The sequence below is a fragment of the Liquorilactobacillus hordei DSM 19519 genome, from assembly GCF_019443985.1.
Taxonomy (GTDB): Bacteria; Bacillota; Bacilli; order Lactobacillales; family Lactobacillaceae; genus Liquorilactobacillus; species Liquorilactobacillus hordei.
On sequence record NZ_CP049303.1, the window covers coordinates 997,384 to 1,023,354 of the forward strand.

A 25,971-nucleotide genomic window follows, 5' to 3' on the forward strand; every position below is an offset into this window, starting at 1 on the left:
AATGCTAATTTATAATATTTCCTCCTCTTAACTAGATCTGAAGAGTCTAGTTAAAAGGGAAAATTGTATCTTGATTTAAAATTAAAATGGGAAAAATGAAAATATATTTGGTATAGTTTATAAAAAACATTTATTGGAGACATAAGATAGTTTCCAATAAATGTTTTTTTAGTGAGCTATATCTTATTTTGAATCAATTACTAAATAATTTATAAACTTAATTGAAGCGAGTAAATGAAACACAAACACCTTCTGGAACAGGGATATCTTTTTGAAGTAGCGTAAGGGTACCATCTGTACTAGAACGTTCAAAAAGAGTAGCGTTGTCAGTATTTTGATTGGTAACGACCAAAAATTCTTCGGTAGCATCTAATGCAAAGTCACGCGGGAACTCACCTTCTGTTGCTGTATAGCCAGAATGACTGAGCGAGAAGTCAGAACCAACTTTGAATATGGCGATTGTGTTATGTCCACGATTGGAGACATAGACAAACTTACCATCAGAAGAGATACGAACTGCTGCAACTCCATTATTAGCCGTGTCAAAATTATCTGGAACAGTTGAAAGTGTTTGGAGTAATCCGAATTTACCTGTTTCACTATCATACGATAAGGTTGATATGTGGCTGCTGAGCTCGCCTACTAAATACGCAAATTTACCATTTGGGTGGAAAACAATATGACGCGGTGCAAAGCCAGGAGCTGTTACAAAGGTAGATAACAGGGTTAATTGTCCATCTGTGCTAATGTCATAGGTATGAACCTTGTCAGATCCCAAATCACAGACAACTAAGCGCTTATCCGGAGTCAAATCAGTAAAGTGGACTTTTGCTGTATCTTGTTCTGGCAATGGACCATGACCTGTTAATTTAACTTCATTTACAGTTGTTAATGTTCCAGCTGCATCAACTTTGTAGACCGTAATTGTACCTTTATGATAGTTTGCGGTAAATACTAGGCTACGTTCAATATCTGTTCCAACATAACATGGAGGGGCACCAGCAGCTGTTTGAGTGTTGACAAGTTGAGGGCTTGTTTTACCAGCAAAACTAGCAATGCCACCTAATTCATTTTCTTTAACAACAGTAAAAATTATTCCAGTAGAGGTGCTTTGCAGATAGGTAGGATTATCAATTTCAATAAATAGTTCTGGAGTGGATAACTTTTTTTTGTCTTCATGTAGAATTGCTTCATAGATTCCTTTAGAAGTCTTTTTAGTGTAAGTACCGAATAGAATTTTTTGAGTCAATGTATGTCCTCCTTTGATATACTTCTTATAATTTATAAGTATATCATATCTTATAAAAACGGTAACAATTACTTAGTATAGTTCGACTACAATGTGATACAATAGCAAATAGAGACAAACACTTAGTGGAGAAGGGGTCAGTAGTATGTTAGAGGCAAAAGTTGTTGAAATTGGACCAGAAGCTATTTCAAAGGACGATCCATTAATGATTCTTTTTGACGAAACCGCATCAGTTCAACTAAGACGTGTATCCGTAGTACAACATTTTATAGACTTAAGCAGTAAAAAAAGAAATCTTAAGAATTTAAAAAAAATAAGTATTGATAATCAAGTTTATGAAATAAAACATATTGGAGAATTGGTTCAAAGTAATATGGAAATGATTGGGCATGCTACTTTGTTTTTTGAACCAGTCCCTGAAGAACCACAACATAGTGGAATATATCTGGAACCATATAAGTTACCAGATGTTTCAGTTGGAAGTGTCATTAAGTACTATTAATTTTGATTAGTTTATATAGAGCTAAAAAGAGCTAGGTTAAATTATGTGGCAATCTCCTAAAAAGTTATTAATATAACTTCGGGAGTACTACAAAATAACCTAGCTTTTTTATTATATTTTAGAACAAAATTTATTATATTATTTAGATATTATCTCCATTGAAAATTGAATTCTTGACAATCACATAATCTACTTTTCGCAACGAATTCAATTCTCGGCCACCTGCGTAAGAGATTGATGACTGCAAATCTTCACGCATTTCACGCAACGTGTCTGCAATAGGTCCGCGATAAGGAACAAGCACTTTTTTTCCTTCAACGTTCTTGTATTGCCCTTTTTGGTATTGTGATGCAGAACCAAAATAAGTTTTAAATTTCTCACCATCTTGTTCAATGATTTCACCAGGACTCTCTTGATGTCCAGCAAATAATGATCCAATCATACACATGGAGGCCCCAAAGCGAATTGACTTTGCAATGTCGCCATTATGACGAATGCCACCATCAGCAATAATTGGTTTGCTTGCGGCCTTTGCACAGAGGCGCACTGCAGCTAGCTGCCAACCACCAGTACCAAAGCCAGTTTTAAGCTTTGTGATACAGACCTTACCAGGACCGATTCCGACTTTTGTTGCATCAGCACCAGCATTTTCAAGTTCGCGAACACCTTCAGGGGTACCAACGTTACCAGCGATTACAAAAGTTCCTGGAAGTTTCCTCTTAATATATTTAATCATTTCAATAACTGTATCAGAATGACCATGAGCAACATCAATAGTGATATATTCTGGAACAGCTCTAAGTGCAGTTAGTTCATCTATTAATTTGTATTCATTTGATTTTACACCAACTGAAATTGATGCAAAGAGCCCTTTAGAGTGCATCATCTGCACAAATCCAGTTCTTTCATTTTCTTCAAAACGATGCATAATATAAAAATAACCATTTTGTGCCAACCAAATAGCAAGTGGTTCATCAATAATTGTTTGCATATTTGCAGGGACCACGGGAATCTTGAAAGTCATTGGACCAAACTTGACGGTAGTGTCGATTTCGGATCGACTCTTAACGATACACTTATTTGGAACTAATTGAATATCTTCATAATCGAATACAGACATTTTTAAAACCTCTCATTCTTTATTGAACACATAATTCGGTGATTATGTTTATCAAAACGACAAACACATTGTAAGTTACAGCATTATGTGATAAAAGTCAAATTAAAAACAAATAAAGCACAATAAACATTCGTGTTTTGTTCTAACAAATGACTAAATTCTTGGTACGGGTTATAATTAATACGATAAATTATACTGAGGAGAGTAAAAAATGGCGAAAAAAGAGAAAATAAAAAAAACAAATGATGAAAGAATTCTTGATCAGCACCACGTAACATATGAAGAAGTTTCTTTTAATTGGTTAGAAAAGGGTGCGGATGCATTGAGTGAAGCTGAGTCGGTTGGTGTATCAGCAAAAAGCATTCTGAAAACAATTGTTTTAAAGGGAAGCGATGATGAAAATGATTATCTTGTTGTTTGTCTCCCATTGGAGTTTGAAATTGACTTGAAGTTAATTGCCAACCAATTGAATAAGAAACAGGTTCATCTTGCTGATAATAAGAAGTTGATCAATATTACAGGATATGTTCACGGAGCTAACACGCCAATTGGTATAAATATACGTAAGGGATTTCCTATTTATTTTGATGAGCGTATCAAAGAATATGATGAAATATCTGTTTCAGCTGGAAAGATTGGTCGTTCAGTTCGCCTAAAGCAAAAAGATTTAGTTGAACTTGTTGCAGGTAAGTATCTGCAAGTCCAATAGTAGGGGAAGCTAAAATTGAAAAAAATTGAAAAAAAATTAAATTTTGTTATACAAAACATAGATATGTTTAGTTGTCCTGTTTGTGGAACTCGTTTTATAGATACTAAAGCTTACAGCGTGATTTGTGAAGATGGGCATAATTTTGATTTTTCAAAAAAGGGTACATTGTATCTCTTAACACATCAGATAAAGAGTGATTACGATGATGATCGTATGTGGGATTCACGAGCGAGAATTCAAGCCGCAGGTTTTTTTGAGCCGATTGCAGAAAGGATAACTTCAATTATCGGTGTTGAAGAAAATCTGCGAATACTGGATGTAGGCTGTGGAGAGGGTTCAACTTTATCCTACATTGAAGAAAAAAGAAAAGGCATGCAAGATGCGATGATTGGTTTTGATATCTCAAAAAGGGCAATCAATTTAGCAGCCAAAAAGGAAACGGATGCTTTTTATTGTATAGCTGATCTTGCACAACTTCCCTTTAGAAATGATGTATTTGATATTATCATTGATATGTTTTCACCCTCATCATATAACGAGTTTAATCGAGTGCTTGCAAAAGGTGGTTCGTTAATCAAAATTATTCCAAATAGTGATTATTTACTTGAATTAAGGCATCTTCTTTATGATTCAGATAACAGGAATTATTCATATAGTAATCATGATGTATTAGAGTTATTCAAGGAAAATTATCCTACTGCAAGGATTGAACAACTTAAGTATTCTTTTCAATTAACACCAGAATTATTTGAAGATCTTGTTTATATGACCCCTCTTCATTGGGGGGCTGATTCTATGAAACTTGGACAAGCTCTAAGTACTGGATTAGACGAAGTAACTATTGATGTTTCGGTTTTAATTGTTTAAAGTTAATAAAAGTTAATTTTTTTGTAAGAAAACCTTGAAAACTTAATAAGGGCATGGTAATATAATTGCAAGAAATCGGTTTTTAGTGATTATCGACTTACTCGTTAGTCATTACATAATTGTACTTCATTTAACGTAGCTGTTCGCCGTGCCCACACCGAACAGTTACGCTTTTTTTATTGTAAACTTTTTGAATGGAGAGTTATCTGAAATGACAAATCATATTGTTTTATTTGAACCATTGATGCCTGCAAACACAGGAAATATTGCACGTACATGTGCTGGAACGAACACAGAATTACATTTAATTGAACCTCTTGGTTTTTCAACGGATGATAAATACCTTAAGCGAGCTGGGCTTGACTATTGGGATAAAGTTAAGATTACTTATCACAAAAATCTTCCAGCTTTCATGAATTCACTGGGGAAAAATGATGAACTATATTTAGTTTCAAAATTTGCTACTAGGTCATATGTACAAGCAGATTACTCTGATAAAACCAAGAATCACTATCTTTTACTAGGAAAAGAAACAACCGGTTTACCTGAACCTTTTATGCGTGCGAATATGGAAAAATGTATTCGAATTCCACAAAATGATAAAAATATTAGGGCACTGAATCTATCCAATAGTGCGGCAATCGTGATCTTTGAAGTTTTAAGACAACAAAATTTTCCTGAACTAGAACAAACACATTTTTATGAGAACGATAAATTAAAATAGGCAATATCTGAAAAACGTTTATGATAGAGTTGAAACAGATGTATATCGAGGTGAAAAAGATGGCACAAAGAAAAAGAAAACCAAGTGTCAAGGCTAAGAAAAAAGAGTCCAATAGAATTTGCGGAGGCTTTTTTATTTTCTTTGGTGTGTTTGGAATTTTTAAATTGGGTTTTTTAGGAATATTGTGTCTGAATTTTTTTCGCATTTTTCTAGGGGATGTTGCAGTTATTGGGTTGTCGGCACTCGTGTTATTAGGAGCCTATCTCTTGATTACGGGGACAGAACCTAAATTAAGAAAGAATTGGATTTTAGGAGTAAGCGGTCTTATATTATCTTTGCTGTTAGTGTTACACGCAATGTTGTTTGGCAAATTGGATTTGCATTCCCACTTTATTAATATCACTTGGCAATACTTGCAAAGTGATTTAGTGGCGGGGGATATTGGTTCGAGTGTTGGTGGCGGAATGCTGGGTGCTTTTCTTTATACGCCAGCCTATTTTTTACTTTCACAGATTGGAACCTATATATTTAGTGCAATTTTTGCAGTGTTTAGCATGTGTGTATGTTTTAAAGTATCCTTTGCAAAAGTTTTGCAGATTATTGGAATTGGAATTAATTATTTCATAAAAGGTTGTAGTATCGTGTTGAGTAGATTATTTGAAACTATTAAAAGCTGCTATAACAAGATAAAACAGCGTAGTAAGGTGACACACGAGCAAAAAATTGTAAAAGAACAAAGGAAACTTGCTAAACAAAAACAAAAGATTATCGAAGAAAATACTGATCAGGAACAAGAAAAAGTCCAAGAGCAAGTTAATGAAACCGAGTTTATCAAGACAAACAGTTGGAACACAGAAAAAAAAGAGAGCACTAGTGCTGCTAAATCTGCTGATAGCGGAGATACGCTTGTTACTGAAAATTCTGTGAATCTAGATTATGAGTTACCGAGTACAGCGTTATTGCAAGAAGTGGCGGCTGAAGATCAAAGTGACGAGTATAAAAAGATTGAGTATAATACCAAAGTTCTTAAAGAGACATTCAAAAGCTTTGGAGTTAATGTTGAAATTAGAAAGGCAATTTTGGGGCCTTCTGTCACTAAATATGAATTGCATCCAGCAATTGGTGTAAAGGTTAGTAAAATTGTTGGACTCACAGATGACTTGGCACTAGCCTTGGCAGCTAAAGATATTAGAATTGAAGCACCAATTCCTGGCAAGTCACTGATTGGAATTGAAGTGCCAAATCAGAAGGTATCAACTGTTTCGTTTAGAAGTATTGTTGAGGAACAAAAACGGCAACCTTCTAAATTGCTTGAAGTTCCATTAGGTCGTGATATTGCGGGAAATCTTGTTACAGCAGATTTAGGAAAGATGCCACATTTGTTGATTGCTGGTTCTACAGGGAGCGGTAAATCAGTTGCAATTAATGGAATTATTACAAGTTTGTTGATGAATTGCCCACCACACTTAGTTAAATTGATGCTGGTTGATCCCAAAAAGGTTGAATTAGGGGTCTATAATGGAATCCCACATCTACTGACACCTGTTGTAACAAATCCTAAAAAAGCTGCAAAAGCTTTAAATAAGTTAGTTGAGGAAATGGAACGTCGTTATGAACTCTTTGCAAACACGGGCCAAAGAAACATTTCCGGATATAATAAGATGGTTGAACGACAAAATAAAGATATGAAAACAGCTGAGCAATTACTTCCTTATATTGTAATTGTGGTTGATGAATTGTCAGATTTGATGATGGTTGCTTCAAATGAAGTTGAAGATGCAATTATTAGATTAGCACAAATGGCACGAGCTGCTGGAATTCATATGATTTTGGCAACACAACGTCCCTCTGTTGATGTTATTACTGGTTTGATAAAAGCAAATGTTCCTTCAAGAATGGCATTTGCTGTCTCAAGTGGAACCGATTCTCGAACAATCATTGATTCAAATGGAGCGGAAAAATTATTAGGTAGAGGAGATATGCTCTTTCTTCCAATGGGACTTAATAAACCGATCAGGGTTCAAGGGGCATTTATTTCAGACCAAGATGTTACAAATGTAGTCAACTTTGTAAAAGAACAACAACCTGCAGAGTATGATGAATCATTAATTATTTCAGACGAAGAAACACAACAAAATCAAACTGAAGATGCAGAAGATGAATTGTTTGATGGAGCGGTAAAGTTAATTGCAAGAGAACAATCATGCAGTATATCAATGCTTCAACGCAGATTTAGAATTGGCTATAATCGTGCGGCTAGACTTGTAGACGAATTAGAGGCTCACGGGATGATAGGACCATCTGAAGGAAGTAAACCGCGTAAAGTATTTGTTCCAAGAGATGATGATGGATCTTCACAAGAATAAGAGGACAGTAAGGAAAAATTAAGATAGTTTGGAAATTAGGAGCTGGTCAAAAAGTAATTTTGGCGTAGCTCCTTATTTATTCTGAATATAAGCAGTTTGCAAGTCAAAAAGCTCTGTCTATCTTTTAATCTCTTATGGAAAAGGACTTGCCATGTTCAAGATTTAGAACTAGTAAGCAATTTTACTGAGTTTGATTTATGTAATATTTTGTTTTATCAGTTTAAAAAATGAATATATTTTGAAAGTCAGATTGTTTTTTGTCTTTTTTTCGCTTATTATTAATGCTATGAATATTTAGGGGGAATAATAAGTGCGCATAAGCTTAAAATCAGGGGTTAGTTTGTCGTTAGTCTCAACCAAACAGTTTAAAACAACTAGAATAGCGGTAGACTTGATAGCTCCGCTGAAATCTGAAGCACTGACAAAACGGCTGCTATTGGCTAGTATTTTAGAAAATAGTAGTCAGAAATACCCTAATCAAAAAATATTATCGGAAGAACTTGCGCGTATGTATGGTGCGGGGTTTGGTGTTTCCACAGAGCGAAAAGGAAATATTCATGCGTTGAGTTTTAATTTTGAATGCGTCAATGAACATTTTTTAAATACTACTGATGGGTTATTAGAGCAGGGTATTAATTTTTTGAAAGAAATTATTTTTGAACCGTTGCTGGATGGTAAGCGCTTTGACCCAAAGACTTTTGAGAGACAAAAGGAAGTATTAGCAGACTATATTAATTCTGTAAGGGATGATAGACAGTTATTTGCTTCACTTGAATTGAATAATTTATTTTTTGAAGATACTGTGCAAGCACTTCCCTCCTTTGGTGATATTGAAAGCTTAGATAAAATTACCAATGAGGAACTTTATGAGTACTATATTGAATGTCTTAAGAGTAATCAAGTCGAGATAATTATTTCGGGTGACATTACAAAAGAGCAAGCAAAAGAATTAGCTGCAAATCTTAACTTTACTGCTAGACAACCAGAAAAATTATCAGTATTTTATGCACATCCCTCACAAAGCCAAGTTGTTAAAGAAAGAATTCATCATCTTGAAATCAGTCAGGCTAAGTTAAATCTTGGTTACTCATTACCAGTGTATTTTCAAGAGAATAAATATTATTCTGCCTTGGTTTTTAATGATTTATTCGGTGGACAACCGCTCTCAAAGTTATTTGTCAATGTCCGTGAAAGATCAAGTTTAGCATACTATGCAAGCAGTTCGTATGATAGTTTTCGAGGATTCTTGTCAGTTAAGACCGGAATTGAAGCTGAAAATAAGAAACAAGTCCTGCAGATTATTGAGCAACAATTATCAGAATTAAGAGCGGGTGACATCACAAAAAAAGAAATTGAAACCGCAAAAAGATCTTTAATAAATAGTTATTTAAGTCAGCTGGATCATCAAGGAGTGTTACTTAGTCGAGCATTGTTTAATGGTTTATTGAATAAAGATCTTCAAGAAAAAGAGTGGATTGAAAAAATAAAGAACGTAACACTTACAGACGTTGCTGAAATTGCCAAGATGGTACATTTAGAAGCAATCATTTTTTTAGATGGAGAAGTAAAGAATGAAAATAATTGATTATCCTAATTTTGAGGAAAAAGTCTACCAAAAAATACTAACTAATGGTTTAACTGTTAACTTGGTTCCAAAAGTGGGATTTCATAAGATATATGCAAGTTTTACTGTAGATTATGGTTCAGTAGACTCTGCATTTATGACGCTGAATGATCGTAAAGTTAAAAATAATCCTGAGGGAGTTGCTCATTTTTTAGAACATAAGTTATTTGAGAAAGCAAACTATGATGCTTTTGAATTATTTGGTCAGTTAGGTGCTGATTCGAATGCATTTACCTCATATACAAAAACAAGTTATCTTTTTTCAACAGTTGAAAATGGTAAGAAGTGTATTGAGACACTCCTTGATTTTGTCCAATCTCCGTATTTTACAACAGAATCGGTTGAGAAGGAGAAGGGAATAATTGCACAAGAAATCAAGATGTATAATGATGACTATAATTGGCGATTGTACAGTGGAATAGTTGAAAATTTGTATCCCAATAGTCCATTAAGCAAAGATATTGCAGGGACAGTTGAGTCAATCCAAAGAATTTCCGCAAAGGACTTGTATGACTGTTATCATGCTTTTTATCAGCCAAGCAACATGGTTTTATTTGTTGTGGGCGCGATTGATCCAGTTGAAACAATTAATTGGATTGAGGAAAATCAAAAACAAAAGGAATTTCCTGTGGTATCACAAATAATTCACAGTAAATCAATGATTAATGATAAATATGATATTATTCCTTATCGGATGCTTGAAGTTACTACAAGTCGAGCTAAAGTTGCAGTAGGTATTCGAGGAAACGTAGAGTTACCTGCTGGAAAAACCGGTTTGAAATATAAAATTGCTTTAAATCTAGGAATGTACTTATTAATGGGTGAATCGTCTGAAAAATACAATGAATTGTATGATGAAGGGCTAATTGATGATAGTTTTGATTATGATATTTCAGTTGGACGGGGATATCATTTCTGTGTCATAAGTGGTGAAACAAGCCATGCAGAGGAACTTACTAAGAGGATCATTGATCTTTTAAAAACTGCCAATAATCTAATCAATAGTCAGACAGCAGAATTCTTGTTAGCAAAGAAAGAATTTATTGGAAGACAAATCCAATCAATGAATTCACTTGAGGGAATTGCAAACAGATATGAAGGGAACTTATTTGCTGGTGCAATGAGTTTTGATGCGGTTGAAATTTTAGAAAAAATTGAATTAAAAGATGTACTAAAAGCAATGAATGAATTTATTGAACCTGATAATGTGAGTGTATATCAAGTTTTACCGAAAGAGGATGTTAATTGATGAAATGGGCACTGGTAGTAGGTGCGTCTGGAGATATTGGTGAGAAAATTGTGCTTGATTTAGCTAAGGCAGGTTGGTCATTATATTTGCATGCAAATACTGGAGGTAAACGAGTTAGCAAGTTAATTGATTTATTTCGTGTCGAATATCCCAAACAGGACTTTTTACAAATCTCGACAGACTTTAATGACTTAAAGCAAGTTGAGAATATTGCTAGTCAGTTATTTACACTGGATGCATTGATTTTTGCGCAAGGTACCACAAGCTATGGATTATTTAGCCAAAGTACATATGCGAATACTGCTAAAATCATGCAGATGCAGGTTCTTAGCCCGTTGCGCTTAATTCAATTATTAGAAAGTAAACTTGCTAAGAATGGTTATGGAAGAATTATTTTCTTGGGATCTGTGTATGGCGGATCAGGAAGTGCAATGGAAGTGGCATATAGTACAGCAAAAGGTGCATTATCAGCTTTTACAAATGCTTATAGCAAAGAAGTTGCCTCTCTTGGAATTACTGTTAACGTTATTGCGCCAGGTGCAGTTGATACGAAAATGAATTCAGCTTTTTCTGACAGCCAAAAATCAGCAATTGACAATCAAATTCCAATGGGAAGATTTGCTGTTCCATCTGAGATTAGTTATTGGATCAGTACTGTTTTAGATGAAAAAGCTGGATATCTTACAGGACAAACAATATATGTAACAGGTGGTTGGTTGAAATAAACAATTCTTAATTAATATATTTAGCTGTCTATGATATACTTGATATAGAATAGTTAAATTACGGATATAAGTTAATATTGGAGAGTTAAAAATGGTTGAAATTGGAAAAAGTTTACAGGCTGCAAGAATTGAAAAAGGATATACTTTAGATGATTTGCAACAAATCACAAAAATTCAAAAAAGATACTTGATAGCAATTGAGGATGAACGCTTCGATGCATTGCCAGGGGATTTTTACGTTAAAGCATTTATTAAGCAATATGCAGAGTGTGTTGATGTTGATCCGGAAGAATTTTTAAGTGCATTTGAAAGTCAAAAAAACACAACTGGTGATGCGGTTCAAGAAACGGTAAAAACACGGAGTGAAGTTACTCGTGAAAATATTCAGAAATCAAATAAAGTTAGTCATTTTTTAGGCTATCTCCCAACTATCATTGTTGTTGCGGTAGTGGTAGTGATACTTGGATCTATCTATTACGTTGCATGGAGTAATAGACAAAAAGATGCACAAACTCAACAAATTGAGAGCAGTTCAAATGTTTCGGTTTCTTCGCAACAAGATGCTAAGTCAAGTTCAACTTCAGCGACTTCAAGCAAAAGTAAGAAGTCATCTTCTGAAAGTTCACAAAAGTCATCATCTTCTAAGAGCTCAAAGAAAAAAGCTTCAAAGAAATCTAGTAGCTCAAAGTCAAAAAAGAGCAGTAAGTCAAAAATTAGTTTAGCTTCAAGCAGTGGTTCTAAGTTTGTATATACAATGACTAATGCAGCAAGTACAAATGTTGTTAAAGTTGCAATCGATGGCAGCAAAGCCTGGACTGCAGTTTCTGCGAATGGATCTCAGCAATGGCAAGGAACTTTAAGCAGTGGAGAGAGTCATGAGGTTAGTTTACCAAGCGGAACAACGGTAATTACGATTAACTTAGGAAATTCTGGGGCTACAACGTTGACGGTTAATGGTAAGAAGTTTAATTATAAAAAAGATAACAGTTCTTTAACTGTTAGGACACTTACAATTAATTTAGAGAACTAGAATTTAAAAAGAATTGAGAGGCTTATTTTCGAATGAATTTACCAAACAAACTTACGGTTATGCGTATTATTCTAATTCCAATTTTTATGTTAATCTTGTTATTACCACTTAGCTGGGGAAATATTTCTCTTGGAGGTACAGTAGTTCCCATAACACAGATTTTAGGTGCGATAATTTTTGCTGTTGCTTCACTTACAGATTTTGCCGATGGACAAATTGCTCGTAAACAACATTTAGTAACGAATTTTGGCAAATTTGCTGATCCCTTGGCTGATAAAATGCTTGTGATGACGGCTTTTATTATTTTGGTTTCAATTGGTAAGGTTCCGGCATGGGTAGCAGCAATAATTGTTTGTCGCGAACTCGCAGTTACAGGTTTACGTTTGATTGTTGTTGAGAATGATGGCAAGGTGATTGCAGCAGCAATGCCTGGGAAGATTAAAACGATGACACAAATGTTATCAATTATTTTTCTTTTTTTAAATAACATATTTTTTGCTACTGTCGGTATTCCGATAGGGGAAATTTTGTTATATATTTGTCTATTCTTCACCGTATATTCAGGAATTGAATATTTTGTAAACAGTAAAGAAATATTTGCTGATTCATTTGATAAATAATCAGGCACAACTAATCTTGTATTATTGAATATAAAGATTAGTTTTTTTTAGTTTTGCGTATATATAATTTAGTGGGAGGCATTTAATAATGCATGCAGAAATAATTGCAGTAGGTACAGAAATTCTTTTAGGTCAGATTGTTAATACTAATGCTACCTTTGTTGCAAAAAGATTGGCAGACATGGGAATAGATGTTTATTTTGAGTCCGTAGTTGGTGACAATGAAGAGCGTCTTTTGAGTGAAATTAAGAGAGCTGATTCCAGAAGTGATCTTATAATCCTTATAGGGGGACTTGGACCAACAAAAGATGACTTGACAAAGCAGACAGTTGCAAAATTTTTAGGAAAAATCCTTGTTGAAGATGCAGTGGCAATGGAAAAGATTAATCGTTATTATGCTGAGACAGGAAAAGTGATGACTGAAAACAACAAAATTCAGGCACTTTATATTCAAGATTCTATTGCTCTAAAAAATGAAACTGGATTTGCAGTTGGAAATTATTTTAAAAATGAAAATGGTACAGATTTCTTATTATTACCAGGACCTCCTAGTGAAATGAAACCAATGTTTAGTCATCAAGCACAACCGCGATTGCAGGAAACTTATTTTAATGATCATCGCTTATTTTCTAGGGTACTCCGCTTTTTTGGAATAGGTGAGTCAATGTTGGTTACTAAATTAGCTGATTTGATAGACGAGCAAACTAATCCAACAATTGCTCCTTATGCAAAAACTAGCGAAGTTACTCTAAGAATCACAGCAAGTAGTAAAACAGAAACTGAAGCTATAAAAATGTTGAATAAAATGGAGAATGAAATAAATAGCCGTGTTGGCGAATTTATGTATGGCTATGGCGACGATAATAGCTTAGTTGCAGTAGTAGTTGATCAGCTGAAAAGTAAAGGTTTAACCATTTCAGCCGCAGAAAGTCTCACTGCGGGTAAGTTCCAATCAACATTGGGAAGTGTTCCAGGTGTGTCTAGCGTCTTTTATGGTGGAGTGGTTACTTATTCAAATCAGGCTAAAGAACAATTATTAGGTGTTTCTCATGAGACATTAAAAAATGAGGGAGCTGTTAGTGAACAAACAGCAAAAGAAATGGCAAATTCAGTGAGAGAGAAGCTAGGAACTGATGTTGGAATTTCCTTTACCGGAGTTGCAGGACCCGCAGAGTTGGAAGGGCAACCTGTTGGAACCGTTTGGATCGGTTTAGCGATAAAGGGACAAAAGACAATTGCAAAACTTTATCATTTCTCAAGTAATCGTTATTTTATAAGAGAAAGGGCAGCTTTAGCAGGGTTAGATTATATAAGACGTTCGCTTTAGAATCGAACTTTTGTTCGTTTTTTCCTTGCTTTTTTTTGGATTAATCTGTATTATAAGACTGTTAAGATTTGTTTATACGGGATTATTAGGAGGAATAAATTTGGCTGATGAACGACAGGCGGCACTTGATGCTGCATTGAAAAAGATAGAGAAAAACTTTGGTAAAGGTTCAATAATGCGTATGGGTGAAAAGGCCGACACGCAAATTTCAACAGTTTCAAGTGGTTCACTTGCGCTTGATGAAGCACTTGGTGTCGGCGGATATCCTCGAGGGAGAATCGTTGAGGTGTATGGGCCAGAGAGTTCAGGTAAGACAACAGTCGCATTACATGCTGTTGCTGAGGTTCAAAGTAATGGTGGTGTTGCAGCTTATATTGATGCCGAGAATGCATTAGACCCAGCTTATGCAACGAAATTAGGGGTTAACATTGATGATTTACTCCTTTCTCAACCAGATACAGGTGAGCAAGGATTAGAAATTGCAGATGCACTTGTTTCTTCCGGAGCAATTGATATTGTAGTGATTGATTCTGTTGCTGCATTGGTCCCTCGTGCCGAAATTGAAGGTGAAATGGGTGATGCACATGTTGGTCTACAAGCAAGATTGATGTCGCAAGCTCTACGTAAACTATCTGGAACTATTAATAAAACAAAAACCATTGCTATTTTTATTAATCAAATACGTGAAAAAGTTGGAGTTATGTTTGGTAACCCTGAAACAACACCAGGTGGACGTGCCCTTAAGTTTTATTCAACTGTGCGTTTAGAAGTTAGAAGAGCTGAGCAGATAAAAGATGGAACTGACATTATAGGTAACAGAGTAAAAATAAAAGTTGTAAAAAATAAAGTTGCCCCTCCATTTAAGCGGGCAGAAGTTGACATCATGTATGGCGAAGGAATTTCAAAAACAGGTGAGCTTGTTGACATGGCAGTTGAAAAGGATATTGTTAAGAAAAGTGGTTCTTGGTATTCGTATGGTGAAGATCGAATAGGACAAGGTAGAGAAAATGCCAAACAATACTTAGCAGATAATCCAGAAACAATGCACGAAATCATGTTGAAAGTAAGACAAGCTTATGGAATTGCAGATGAGAGTGAAGTCGCTGAAGTTTCGACAGATTTACCTTTGGATGAATTAGATAAATAATAAACTAAAAATAAGTATCATAAGAAGAGAAGCTAATGAATTATTCAGTTTTGGATGAATAAAGTGTTAGTTCTCTTTTTTGCGTAGTTATATGCAAAGCAATAGTCATTATATTAAATAAATATATATTCTTATTTAATATAATGGAATATAATTTATATAAAGGGGGAGTAATATGGAAAGCCAAGGGATTTTACAGCGAGATAATTTTGGTTTAGTACTTTGCGAGCTAAAGAAAAAAGAATTATTTTCTTTAGTTGAAGAAGCGAGGTTACTTCCAATTGTGCAAAAAGCGGTTGTATTACAATATAAACGCGGTGAGAGATTGTTATTTAATAGTAATAATGATCAAAAAGTCTTTTTATTAACTCAAGGAATAGTCAACATAGATGTATATAGTTGTAATGGCGAGGCAGTAGGATCATTTTTTCTGGGGAAAAATGAATTTTTACCGTTTTCCATGATTTTAAAAAGTACTTTAAAGAATTTTAATATGTGTGCCTGTACGGATATAACGATTGTAGCGATGACAAAAACTACTTTTGAGAAATTAATTTACAATGATACTACGATAGAGCAATTTTTGGATGGTCAAAAAAGTAATATTATTGCTAATTTTTTGAAATGTAATATGATAAATTCATACGTTCAACCACAGATGAGAGTCAGTTTAATGCTACATCATATGAGTGAAAAATTTGGTACAGTAGATGAATCTTTTGAGTACATGATTCCTAAATGGTTAACGCAGTCGATACTTGCCAGACTTGCAGGAACTACAAGGGAAACTGTTGGAAAAACATATAGAATGTTGCGAAATGAAGGATCATTAGTTGGAACGGAGAGACTTACTCGTTCTTTTTCTCAGAAGTATAAAGAATATTTATAATTTTGTTTAAGATTCGAAGACCTACTCTTTTTTTGCTATAATGAAGGCAAAATGAATTTATGAGGTTGATTAATATGAAAAAAGAAGTTAGACAAGCTAAAATTGAACAATTAATCACGCAAAATGACATCGGAACTCAAGAGGAACTAATGGAAGTTCTGGCTCATGAGGGAATCAAGGCGACACAAGCAACGATTTCGAGAGATATAAGAGAAATGAGAATTATCAAAGAACCAAATGGAAATGGACGTATTCGTTATACTATTTTCAAGGGAAGTTCCCCTTCCGAAGAGGAAAAAATGTATACCACAATTTCAGAGTCGGTGATAGATGTTACACGAGTACAAACTATGAATGTTGTACATACTTTGCCTAGAACAGCTAATGTTTTGTCTGCAATTATTGATGATTTAGAAAAAAAAGAAGTAGTCGGAACAATTGCTGGATATGATACTATTTTGGTCATTAGTAAAAACGATGAAGATGCTAAAAGTATGAATGATTTGTTTAATAAATATTTAAAAATTGGAAGATCATAAAAAGTGGATCAATTTTTAATTATTTTTAACACTTGTGTTTCAAAAATGAGCATTATTTGCAAGTATGATAAAATTATGAAAATACTTGTAAAAGGATTGGATTAAAACAATGGGAAATGATTCTTTTTTTAAAAATTTGTTGAGTAAAATAAGGTATTTTTCCAACAAATTGGGCAAATGGTTAATGAAGGAAATACGAAGATATCAGTTAATTCGCTGGTTAATTATAGTTTGTCTAACATTATTTTTAATAATGAGTATTTACTTGGTTTTTATTGCTAAAACTGCAAATGTGGGTAACTTGAAAGATGAATTACAACAAACAACGGAAATATATGATTATTCTGGAAATAAAGCTGGTTATTTATATTCCCAAAAAGGTACATGGAAAAATATAGATAACATTTCTCCAAACATAACTAATGCCGTTTTATCAACTGAAGATCGAAATTTTTATCATGAATATGGGTTTTCATTTAAAGGAATTGGGCGTGCAGCATTATTGCTGTTGAAAAATAAGATATTAGGTAGAAACTATATTAGTGGTGGCGGGAGTACACTTACACAACAATTAGTAAAAAATGCTTTTTTGTCACAAGAACAAACTTTTTCTCGTAAAGCAAAAGAGATTTTTATTTCAATGCAAGTCGAGAATGAGTACAGCAAAAAAGAAATTTTAGAAATGTACTTAAATAGTGCATATTTTGGAAATGGCGTTTGGGGTGTGCAAGATGCTGCTGAGAAGTATTTTGGTGTGTCAGCGCAAGACGTTACTGTTGCACAGGCTGCTACTTTGGCAGGAATGCTTACCAATCCAACAAAGTATAATCCAATTGACCATTTAACAAATGCAACTTCTCGTCGAAATGTTGTTCTTGGATTGATGGCCGAGAATAGTAAAATTACACAGGAACAGGCAAACCAGTATAAAAAAACTGCAATGACAGTGCATGACAATTATGAATATGAATCTGGTTATAAATATCCATACTATTTCGATGCGGTTATCAATGAAGCAATTAGTAAATATGGGTTGAGTGAAACTGAGATTATGAATGGTGGATATAAGATATACACGTCATTGAATCAAACATATCAAACGAAAATGCAAAATAGTTTTGCTAACTCAACTCTTTTTCCATATAATGCTAGCGATGGGACTAAGGCACAAGGTGCTTCAATTGCGATTAACCCGAATAATGGAGGAGTACTGGCTCTTGTTGGTGGGAGAGAAGGATCTCACGTTTTTCGTGGATACAATAGGGCAACACAGCTTATTCGTTCACCTGGATCTACAATCAAACCCATTGCAGTATATGCTCCAGCATTAGAAGCTGGATATCACTATGATTCAATTTTAAAAGATAAGTTACGTTCTTATGGGACTAATAAGTATACACCACATAATATAGATAATGATTATGAGGGGAATATTATGATGTACACAGCTCTTGCTGAAAGTAAGAATGCTGCGACAGTTTGGTTATTAAATAAGATAGGTGTTCAAAACGGATATAATATGGTAAAGAAATTTGGTTTGGATGTCTCAAAGAGTGATGATAATTTAAGTATTGCTTTAGGAGGATTAACGAAAGGCGTGTCACCTTATCAAATGGCCGAAGCATATACAGCATTTGCTAATGGTGGTGTAAAAAGTTCACCGTATTTAATTACTAAGATAGTAGATGCTTCTGGTAAAACGATAGTGAATAATAAGGTATCTTCAAAACGTTTAATTAGCAAGAAAAATGCGAATGAAATGACCAGTATGATGATTGATGTTTTTAATGATGGAACTGGAGTTAATGCTAAACCTTATGGTTATACAATTGCTGGTAAAACAGGAACTACTAAAGCGGATTCTGGAACTGCTACAAGTGATAAAGATCATTGGTATATTGGATATACTCCAGATATTGTTGTGGCAACATGGGTCGGTTTTGATTCATCAAAATATAGTCTTGATAATGAGGGAATTCGGGGTGGATCGGCATTATTTAAGAATGAGATGGAAAATATACTTCCTAATACTGCGAAAACATCATTTACGGTTAAGAGTGCAGCTAAGAGGCTTGCAAACTCCAAGAACAGCAGCTCAGCTAATAGTATCTTGAATGGGCTTAAAGACGCAGGGGAAAGCGTTTCCAAATCTGCTAATAGTCTAAAAGAAAAAGCAAGTGGGTTATTTAGTGAAGGAAAAGAAAAAATTCAACAGTGGTTTGGAAATTAACTTGTTAAAATATGGAGTTCTTGGGAACTAAAATGGTACAATTAGCTTGGTTATTATATAGAGGAGGCAATGGCGATGATTAATATATATGATTCGGCAAATCAGTTAGAACAAGATCTAAGAAATACCCCAGAATATAAGGATTTAAAAGTAGCATATGAGGCAGTTAAAGCCGACGAGAGTGCTTATCAACAATTTAAAGAATTCCAAAAAGCACAAATAGATTTTCAAGGTAAACAAGTTCAGGGAAATGTTGAAGAATCAGATCTTAATAATATTAAAGCATTGGGAGAACAGGTTGAAAAAATTGAAGTAATCATGAATTTGATGAACAAGGAAAGAACATTAGCGCAACTAATTGATGAAATCAATCAAATCATGTTTAAACCAGTGAGTGAATTATATCAAAGCTGAAGATTCTTCAAAAATTTTTGCTGGCTTTGCTAAATATGATCTATATGTAATCAAAAAGAGAGCTAGGACAAAATGTAATTTTTGACCCAGCTCCTTTTTACTTGTTTGAGATAAGAGGTAATTAATATGAAGTTTATTCATTGTGCTGATTTGCATCTTGGAAGTTCTTTTGAAGGATTAAGTGGAATTAGTAAATCACAATTGAAAATTATAATAAATGCTGGAATAAATGCACTTACAAAAGTAGTTGAAGTAGCTATTGCTGAAAATGTTGATTTCATTTTACTTGCAGGTGATGTCTTTGATGGTCATCAGATTAATCTAACTTTGCAATTTAAACTTAAAAATTTGTTTGAAAAATTACAAAAGCATGATATTTTTGTGTTTATGGCATTTGGAAATCATGATTTTCAGAATTTGGACAAGGTTAATTTTTATTTCCCGGAAAATGTTTATATTTTTCCTAATCAAGTAATAACAAAAAAAATAATAACGAAAAATACAAATGAAGAAGTTGCTGTAACTGGATTTAGCTATGGGGAACGATGGGTAGAGAGTAAAATAGAAAATTATCCTCGACATCTTGATGTAAAATGGCATCTTGGAATGTTGCATGGGGCTGTATTGGAGGATGATAGATTACAAAACTATGCACCATTTAGATTGAGTGAGTTACTCAGTAAAGATTATGATTACTGGGCTTTAGGACATATCCATAATCGGCAAATGCTTAATAAGAAACCACCAATTATCTACGCTGGTTCACTTCAAGGGAGAAATAATAAAGAAGTTGGCTTAAAGGGCTTTTATATGATTAGAGAAATAGATGGACAGCTTTCTCCAGAATTTAGACCAATTGATGAACTTGAATGGATTAACATAGACAAGAAACCTTCAACAGGACAATCTTATGAGGATATAGAAAAAGAACTAATCTATGACATTGAGCATAAAATGAACAGTAATAACCAATTAACAGTAGTCAGTGTTAATCTGAAGGTAGAGGGAGAAAATACAGAATTATTGAAAAATATTCAAAATGACTATCTTTTGCGTACTTTAAGAAGGAACATAACTCAAAAGGCTTTTATTAGAAAAATAAATTATGATATAAGTACAGTGACTGAGTCTAATAAGCTGGATCAAGAAATTTTGAGTCAAGTTAAAAATGATGTTTTCAATAGAAAAACAATTGATAATTTACTAGGGAAGTTAAGAGAGCTTGAATTTATTGATGATCATTTTAATGATGAGGAGACAAACAAAGCAATTTTTGAAAAAGCAAAGTTAAATTTGATTGAGGATGTTGAAAGTTATGAAGATTTTAGAAGCTAATATTTATGGATATGGTCACTTTGTTGACAGCCATTTTGATATTTCAAGAGATTTTCAAATCATTACAGGTGAAAATGAATCTGGAAAATCTACATTCAAGTCGTTCATTAGCTCAATTTTATTTGGATTTCCAACTAAACGTGAAAAAAGTGAGAATTATGCACCTAAAAAAGGTAGTATTTATGGTGGTAATTTATTAATTACGCAACGTGGTCATAAATATGTAATTGAACGCATTAATAGCGATAAGGGTAGTAATTTATCTATTATGGATAAGCAAACAGGCGAGAAAGTTCCAGAAAGTTTATTAAAAAAATGGTTATCAGGAATTGACAAGCAATTGTTCAATGAAATTTATGCTGTAAATCAATCTAGTTTGCACGCAGTGTTAGATCTAAAACCTGATGAACTTGAAAAAAATTTTTATAGCATTGCAACTAGTGGAAGTCAGGAGATTTTTGAGACACAAAAAAAGTTTATGAAAGTAGCTGGAGAACTTTATAAACCTAATGGAAGAGTACCTGAAATTAATGTAATGCTCAAAGAGTATGATGAACAGCAAAAGCAAACACAACATTTGATTAATAAGTTAGATGAGTCAAAAGACCTTGATAAGAAAATTAGTGAATTGCAAGAACAAAATGCAACAATTTTACAAGAGAAAAAACAATACGAACAGGACTTTTTAGAGTTGCAACAGTTAAGTTCATCATGGGATGTATACCAAGATGTACTTCTTACTTCTCGAAAGGTTACAGATCCTGTGTCAAAAATTACGATAGAGACATTTGAAAGAGTACAGTTTCAGCATAATAAGATAAGTGCACTTGAAGAGAATCTCAGCAGCATAGAAAAACAAATAGAAAATATAAAATTACAATTAAAAGAAAAAGATTTCATAGAATTGAATTTCTATTTACAAAACAAAGAGGATTTTGATAACCTATTTGATTCACTGAATTCTTCAAAAAATCTAACTAGACATGAGACCGTTAATTCTGAAAGATTAAGCAGAAGAAATAAAAATTTAAGAAACAACAAAGTGAGTTTGATATTTCTTGGTATATTTGTCTTATCCTTATTAATGTTAATTTTTGTTTCTAATGTGCCATTTAAAATTAGTGGAATAATAGGTATAATTATTGGTGTTTATGGTTTCAATAAGGAATTAAAAAAGGATTCAAGTGTTGAATCTCAGCCAATTTCCGAGCAAAATAAGTTTGATTTTTGTAGAGAAAAATTAAAACTGACCAATGATTACTCAGAAAATTTGGAGAAAATATTTAATTTTCAACGTCAATTTAAAGAACAACAAAATTTTAAGAATGAGTTTGAAACAAGGAAAACTTTCCTGAATCAAGAGCGAACTGCTAAACTATCTAAATTAAGGGAAGAGCAAATTATATTTGACACTCAGTTAGAAGAGGTTGAATACGATAATTTTGACAGTTTTAGGAGCATGTATTTCCAACAACAAAATCAAATTGAAGTGGAAAGCAAATTGCAAGGGTTGAAATCACAACTCTCAAGGAATGTTATTAATAATTTAAAAAGGTTTTCGAGTAAAAGAGAAATTGAAGAAGAAAAAAATCTAATAAGCAATAAGATTAATTTGAAAAGAATTGATAGTGAGGACAAGACTGCGCAACTAATTAGTTACAAAATGCAATTAGAAAAGATTGGTAATTCAAATGAGATAGCTATTTTGCAACAAGAAGCGGCTAATCAAAGAGCACGGATTAACACAAAAATAGAAGACTGGTTATCTTTGGTGCTTTCTACTAAATGGCTGGATGAGTATTTAAGTAAATTATCAAAGGATAGATTGCCGCAAATTATCGAACTTTCAACTCGTTTTTTTGAGAAATTAACAAGAGGTCACTTTATTAGTATCGTGTTAGAAAAAACTCAATTTTTGTTTCTGACTAAAGATAATCAAGAATTTAAGGTAAATGAGCTATCAAGAGCGACGGCAGAACAATTGTATTTATCATTGAGATTAGCATTTGTAGTTACTTTTAATAAAAAAATAGGTTTACCCATTATAATAGATGATGGCTTTGTGAATTTCGATAAAAAGCGTAAGATTCAAATTATTGATTTATTACTAGAAATTAGTAGTGAGACACAAATATTATGTTTTACGGTCGATATTTCTGTAATGTGTGATAAAGTAAGTTACGAAGAAATCTTAGTTATTTAGAAGATTAAAAGGGAGGATTAAATTTGAGTCAAAACAAGATATATGACTATGCAGTAGATGAAAATATGGAATTATTCATGTTAATAAAATCTGCGGATGTTAGAATTGCAAAAAATGGTAATAAGTTTATTGCTTTTATGTTTACTGATAGTTCCGGTGAAATAAGTGCAAAATTTTGGGATGCATCTGAAGATGATATTGCTTCTTTTGTTCCAGGTAAAATTGTTTTTGTTAAGGGGAAAAGGGAAGTTTATCAAGGAAATCCGCAAGTTAAGATATTTAAAATGCGTTTGGCAACAGAACAGGAACCAAATAATGTCAATACTTTTGTAAAAAAAGCTCCGGTTTCTGTGGATGAAATGGAAGATGAATTTAACGCCGCACTTTTTGAGATTACCAATGCTAATTGGAATCGTGTAGTAAGATATCTTTTATCGGAATATCACGATCAATTTTTCAGTTATCCTGCAGCTAAAAAAAATCATCATGCATTTGCTGGAGGTCTTGCCTTCCATACGTTATCGATGTTGAGGTTAGCACATGCAATTGTAAAGGAGTATGAGGACATTAACGCACCATTACTGTATGCAGGAGCAATTTTACATGATCTAGGTAAGGTAATTGAATTATCAGGGCCGGTCGCAACACAGTATACTTTAGCTGGTAATTTAATAGGTCATATTGTACTTATTGATGAACAGATCGTTAAAGCTGCCGATAAGTTGAAGATTGATTTTGAGAATGAAGACATGATTCTACTTCGCCACATGATTTTATCACATCATGGTCTACTAGAATATGGTTCACCAGTCCAACCTCATCTTTTAGAAGCTGAAGTCTTACATCAAATTGATCAACTAGATGCCTCTATTCAAATGTTAAGGGGAACACTTGGACATACTGAACCTGGAACATTTTCTGAAAGAATTTTTGGAATGGATGGTAGAAATTTTTATCGTCCTACTGGAAGTAAAGATTAATTATAGAATTAGCCCGATAGAATAAAAAATTTTCATTTTATTTGTATGTAGTATTTCTCAACAGTTAGATTTTCGATCTTACTGTTGAGAAATACTACATTTTTAATAAGGGGTACTTTTTAATAAATGAAATTTAAATGCAGTACTTAAAATTGCAATAATATAATAGACAGAAAGAACTATAAATGTGAATTACATTGAATAACTTGAAGACATTTACTGGAAATTAAAAAAGCAAATGAACATTATAATCAAGTTCATTTGCTTTGATGAGCCGAGCAACACAATAATGATAGAGAAATAAGCTAACTTTCTCTTCTTATTATAAATATAGACTTTTTTGCAAAATAAAAAGCTTCAAAAGATAATGCACAAACGTTGCACATATAACTCTTGAAACTCTTTAAAAGGGTGTTCTTATATGCCCTCGGCAGGAGTCGAACCTGTACTTGGAAACCCAAACAGCGACCTGAACGCTGCGCGTCTGCCAATTCCGCCACGAGGGCAAATAACAATACCCGCATATTATACAACAAATTAATATTAAATAAAAGGATAAAAAAACGAAACACTTGCATACTAGTTGATTAACATTTAAAATTAAGTAAAGGAAAGCGCAAACAATTTTATCTTGAAAATTAAGATTACTTAATGAAATAGCTAGTTAAAGTAAAATTTTGGGATAAAATGTTACAATAAGCAGAGATGTTAGGGGTGATCTCAATGGAACAAAAATATCGTAGTATTCTGGTTCCGGTTGATGGTTCGAAGAATGCGGAGAAAGCCTTGAAAAAGGCAATTGAAGTCGCAAAAAGGAATAACGGAAGAGTTGAAATTCTGAACGTTATTGATACGAAACAATTTACAAATAATTTTGGTGGGCTTGTTAGTATGTCAGGAGATATTATTTATTCTACTTTTGAAGCAGTTCAGCAATATCTTGGAAAGTTAAAGGAAAATATTGCAAAAGAAGATGGATTTACTAATGTGGGCGTTCATGCAAGATTTGGTTCTCCTAAGGTAGTTATTGCTCGTGACTTTATAGAGGATTATCCAATTGATTTAATTATTCTGGGGAAAACAGGAATGTCTGCAGTTGGACGAATATTTGTAGGAGCCGTCACGGATGGCGTTGTGAGGACCGCAAAATGTGATGTGCTTGTTGTAAGCTGAAAGTGAGGTAATAAAATGTCGACATTAGAAATAATTGCTTTATTCAGTTTAATATTGTTAATGGGTTATAATATCAGATTAGGTTTAATGGTGAAGAAGTTACGTGACAAATTAAGTAAGGGTAAAGAGATTGAACTTACAGAGTCCACTAACAAAGAAATTATTGATGCAATAAAGACAAGAAAAAAATGGACAATTTTGAGTCAATGTTTATTTTGGATATCAATTGTTATGATGTTATATGGATCAATGGGATTGTTAATATATTTTCTAGATTTATATACTATTGCAGTGATTTATATAAATCTTGTAAATCGAAAAGTCTTTACTGAACTTATAAAATTGTAATTAAGGGTAATTAGGGAAGATAAAGCTGGGGTAGTTTTCTTAACCTTGGCTTTTTTACTGGAACAAATTATATATAAGATACATTTAAAGACAAGTTTTAAGAAGCATAAGATGAATTGAGGAATAATCAATGGGAAATTTTACAAAATATAGTAAGATCTTAATTAATAGTTTGGCATCATTTTTAATTTTATTAGCATTAGCACAATTAATTATTCCAACTAGTTGGAAATTGTTAGTGGATTATTATTTAATCAGTAATTTTTTATTACTAAATCCTTTCAATATGATGGGGGTCGAAGTAAAAGAAGATACTAAGATTATTACTGATTCTATGAGTAGAACAAAAAAAACGGTTGAAGAACCCGAAACTGTTGTAGAGTCAGAAACAACGGACCAAATGTTGAAAAGATCTAAGAGAAAAACATCTCAGGAAAATGATACAAGAGATATTTTATTGAACTTTTTTTTAAGTTTTACGAAGCACTGTTTTTTGTTAATTGCAGCGCCCATAATTTTTATGCAAAGAATGTTGCTAGGTAATTAAGAAAATATGTTTGTTAATAAAATTAAGACGGAGGAGCTTTATTCTTGCTTTTAT

Annotated in this window: 24 protein-coding genes and 1 tRNA gene; 22 read left to right on the top strand and 3 right to left on the bottom strand. The window is 33.3% G+C overall.

Annotated elements, in window-relative coordinates:
- Positions 1 to 217 precede the first annotated feature (217 nt).
- Positions 218 to 1,249, bottom strand: a complete 1,032-nt coding sequence (locus G6O70_RS06005; protein ID WP_057868862.1) for a lactonase family protein — start codon at positions 1,247 to 1,249, stop codon at positions 218 to 220.
- Between the two features lie 145 nt (positions 1,250 to 1,394).
- Here G6O70_RS06005 and G6O70_RS06010 point away from each other — a divergent pair, with 145 nt between their 5' ends.
- Complete coding sequence (locus tag G6O70_RS06010; RefSeq protein ID WP_057868863.1) at positions 1,395 to 1,751, top strand: PTS glucitol/sorbitol transporter subunit IIA; 357 nt, start codon at positions 1,395 to 1,397, stop codon at positions 1,749 to 1,751.
- Positions 1,752 to 1,893: 142 nt separating this feature from the next.
- Here G6O70_RS06010 and G6O70_RS06015 read toward each other — a convergent pair whose 3' ends face one another.
- Positions 1,894 to 2,871 (bottom strand): GMP reductase, encoded by a 978-nt coding sequence (locus tag G6O70_RS06015; RefSeq protein WP_057868864.1) that lies wholly within the window; start codon positions 2,869 to 2,871, stop codon positions 1,894 to 1,896.
- 211 nt (positions 2,872 to 3,082) lie between these two features.
- Between G6O70_RS06015 and G6O70_RS06020 the strand changes: the two genes are divergently transcribed.
- The 18 genes from G6O70_RS06020 (at position 3,083) to G6O70_RS06105 (ending at position 23,849) form a co-directional block, all read left to right on the top strand.
- Positions 3,083 to 3,580 carry an aminoacyl-tRNA deacylase gene (locus G6O70_RS06020; protein WP_057868865.1) on the top strand — a complete coding sequence of 166 codons (498 nt, stop codon included), beginning with the start codon at positions 3,083 to 3,085 and terminating at the stop codon, positions 3,578 to 3,580.
- 15 nt (positions 3,581 to 3,595) lie between these two features.
- The gene (locus G6O70_RS06025) at positions 3,596 to 4,447 is read left to right on the top strand and encodes a methyltransferase domain-containing protein (protein WP_057868866.1); all 852 of its coding nucleotides are present in this window, start codon (positions 3,596 to 3,598) and stop codon (positions 4,445 to 4,447) included.
- Between the two features lie 211 nt (positions 4,448 to 4,658).
- Positions 4,659 to 5,171 (top strand): tRNA (cytidine(34)-2'-O)-methyltransferase, encoded by a 513-nt coding sequence (locus G6O70_RS06030; protein ID WP_057868867.1) that lies wholly within the window; start codon positions 4,659 to 4,661, stop codon positions 5,169 to 5,171.
- Positions 5,172 to 5,230: 59 nt separating this feature from the next.
- Complete coding sequence (locus tag G6O70_RS06035) at positions 5,231 to 7,537, top strand: DNA translocase FtsK (RefSeq protein WP_057868868.1); 2,307 nt, start codon at positions 5,231 to 5,233, stop codon at positions 7,535 to 7,537.
- Positions 7,538 to 7,847: 310 nt separating this feature from the next.
- On the top strand, positions 7,848 to 9,122 hold the full coding sequence (gene yfmF, locus G6O70_RS06040) for an EF-P 5-aminopentanol modification-associated protein YfmF (RefSeq protein WP_057868869.1): 1,275 nt from the start codon (positions 7,848 to 7,850) through the stop codon (positions 9,120 to 9,122).
- Complete coding sequence (yfmH, locus tag G6O70_RS06045) at positions 9,109 to 10,410, top strand: EF-P 5-aminopentanol modification-associated protein YfmH (protein WP_057868870.1); 1,302 nt, start codon at positions 9,109 to 9,111, stop codon at positions 10,408 to 10,410. Before yfmF ends, yfmH begins: the two co-directional genes overlap by 14 nt.
- The gene (gene ymfI, locus G6O70_RS06050; RefSeq protein ID WP_057868871.1) at positions 10,410 to 11,135 is read left to right on the top strand and encodes an elongation factor P 5-aminopentanone reductase; all 726 of its coding nucleotides are present in this window, start codon (positions 10,410 to 10,412) and stop codon (positions 11,133 to 11,135) included. The genes yfmH and ymfI overlap by 1 nt, the downstream gene beginning before the upstream one ends.
- 91 nt (positions 11,136 to 11,226) lie before the next feature.
- Complete coding sequence (locus G6O70_RS06055; RefSeq protein WP_057868872.1) at positions 11,227 to 12,165, top strand: helix-turn-helix domain-containing protein; 939 nt, start codon at positions 11,227 to 11,229, stop codon at positions 12,163 to 12,165.
- A gap of 32 nt (positions 12,166 to 12,197) precedes the next feature.
- Complete coding sequence (gene pgsA / locus G6O70_RS06060) at positions 12,198 to 12,785, top strand: CDP-diacylglycerol--glycerol-3-phosphate 3-phosphatidyltransferase (RefSeq protein ID WP_057868873.1); 588 nt, start codon at positions 12,198 to 12,200, stop codon at positions 12,783 to 12,785.
- 88 nt (positions 12,786 to 12,873) lie between these two features.
- The gene (locus G6O70_RS06065) at positions 12,874 to 14,112 is read left to right on the top strand and encodes a competence/damage-inducible protein A (RefSeq protein WP_057868874.1); all 1,239 of its coding nucleotides are present in this window, start codon (positions 12,874 to 12,876) and stop codon (positions 14,110 to 14,112) included.
- Between the two features lie 100 nt (positions 14,113 to 14,212).
- A complete protein-coding gene (gene recA / locus G6O70_RS06070) occupies positions 14,213 to 15,259 on the top strand; it encodes a recombinase RecA (protein ID WP_057868875.1) in 1,047 nt (348 codons plus the stop codon).
- A gap of 175 nt (positions 15,260 to 15,434) precedes the next feature.
- Entirely contained in the window at positions 15,435 to 16,148 is a 714-nt protein-coding gene (locus G6O70_RS06075; RefSeq protein WP_057868876.1) for a Crp/Fnr family transcriptional regulator, read from the top strand.
- Between the two features lie 74 nt (positions 16,149 to 16,222).
- Positions 16,223 to 16,687: an arginine repressor gene (gene argR / locus G6O70_RS06080; protein WP_057868877.1), complete on the top strand. Its 465-nt coding sequence runs from the start codon at positions 16,223 to 16,225 to the stop codon at positions 16,685 to 16,687.
- A gap of 109 nt (positions 16,688 to 16,796) precedes the next feature.
- Complete coding sequence (locus G6O70_RS06085; protein WP_057868878.1) at positions 16,797 to 18,917, top strand: PBP1A family penicillin-binding protein; 2,121 nt, start codon at positions 16,797 to 16,799, stop codon at positions 18,915 to 18,917.
- Positions 18,918 to 18,992: 75 nt separating this feature from the next.
- On the top strand, positions 18,993 to 19,331 hold the full coding sequence (locus G6O70_RS06090) for a YlbF family regulator (RefSeq protein WP_057868879.1): 339 nt from the start codon (positions 18,993 to 18,995) through the stop codon (positions 19,329 to 19,331).
- Positions 19,332 to 19,457: 126 nt separating this feature from the next.
- A complete protein-coding gene (locus G6O70_RS06095; RefSeq protein ID WP_057868880.1) occupies positions 19,458 to 20,666 on the top strand; it encodes a metallophosphoesterase family protein in 1,209 nt (402 codons plus the stop codon).
- Complete coding sequence (locus G6O70_RS06100) at positions 20,647 to 22,869, top strand: AAA family ATPase (protein ID WP_057868881.1); 2,223 nt, start codon at positions 20,647 to 20,649, stop codon at positions 22,867 to 22,869. The genes G6O70_RS06095 and G6O70_RS06100 overlap by 20 nt, the downstream gene beginning before the upstream one ends.
- 23 nt (positions 22,870 to 22,892) lie before the next feature.
- Entirely contained in the window at positions 22,893 to 23,849 is a 957-nt protein-coding gene (locus G6O70_RS06105; protein ID WP_057868882.1) for a 3'-5' exoribonuclease YhaM family protein, read from the top strand.
- A gap of 422 nt (positions 23,850 to 24,271) precedes the next feature.
- Here the strand turns inward: G6O70_RS06105 and G6O70_RS06110 are convergent.
- Positions 24,272 to 24,355 (bottom strand) — tRNA-Leu (locus G6O70_RS06110).
- A gap of 217 nt (positions 24,356 to 24,572) precedes the next feature.
- Between G6O70_RS06110 and G6O70_RS06115 the strand changes: the two genes are divergently transcribed.
- From G6O70_RS06115 to G6O70_RS06125, 3 genes are all read left to right on the top strand, one after another.
- Positions 24,573 to 25,022: a universal stress protein gene (locus G6O70_RS06115; RefSeq protein WP_057868883.1), complete on the top strand. Its 450-nt coding sequence runs from the start codon at positions 24,573 to 24,575 to the stop codon at positions 25,020 to 25,022.
- Between the two features lie 15 nt (positions 25,023 to 25,037).
- Entirely contained in the window at positions 25,038 to 25,370 is a 333-nt protein-coding gene (locus G6O70_RS06120) for a hypothetical protein (protein WP_057868884.1), read from the top strand.
- A 130-nt stretch (positions 25,371 to 25,500) separates the two neighbouring features.
- A complete protein-coding gene (locus G6O70_RS06125; protein ID WP_057868885.1) occupies positions 25,501 to 25,917 on the top strand; it encodes a hypothetical protein in 417 nt (138 codons plus the stop codon).
- The last annotated feature ends 54 nt before the right edge of the window (positions 25,918 to 25,971 follow it).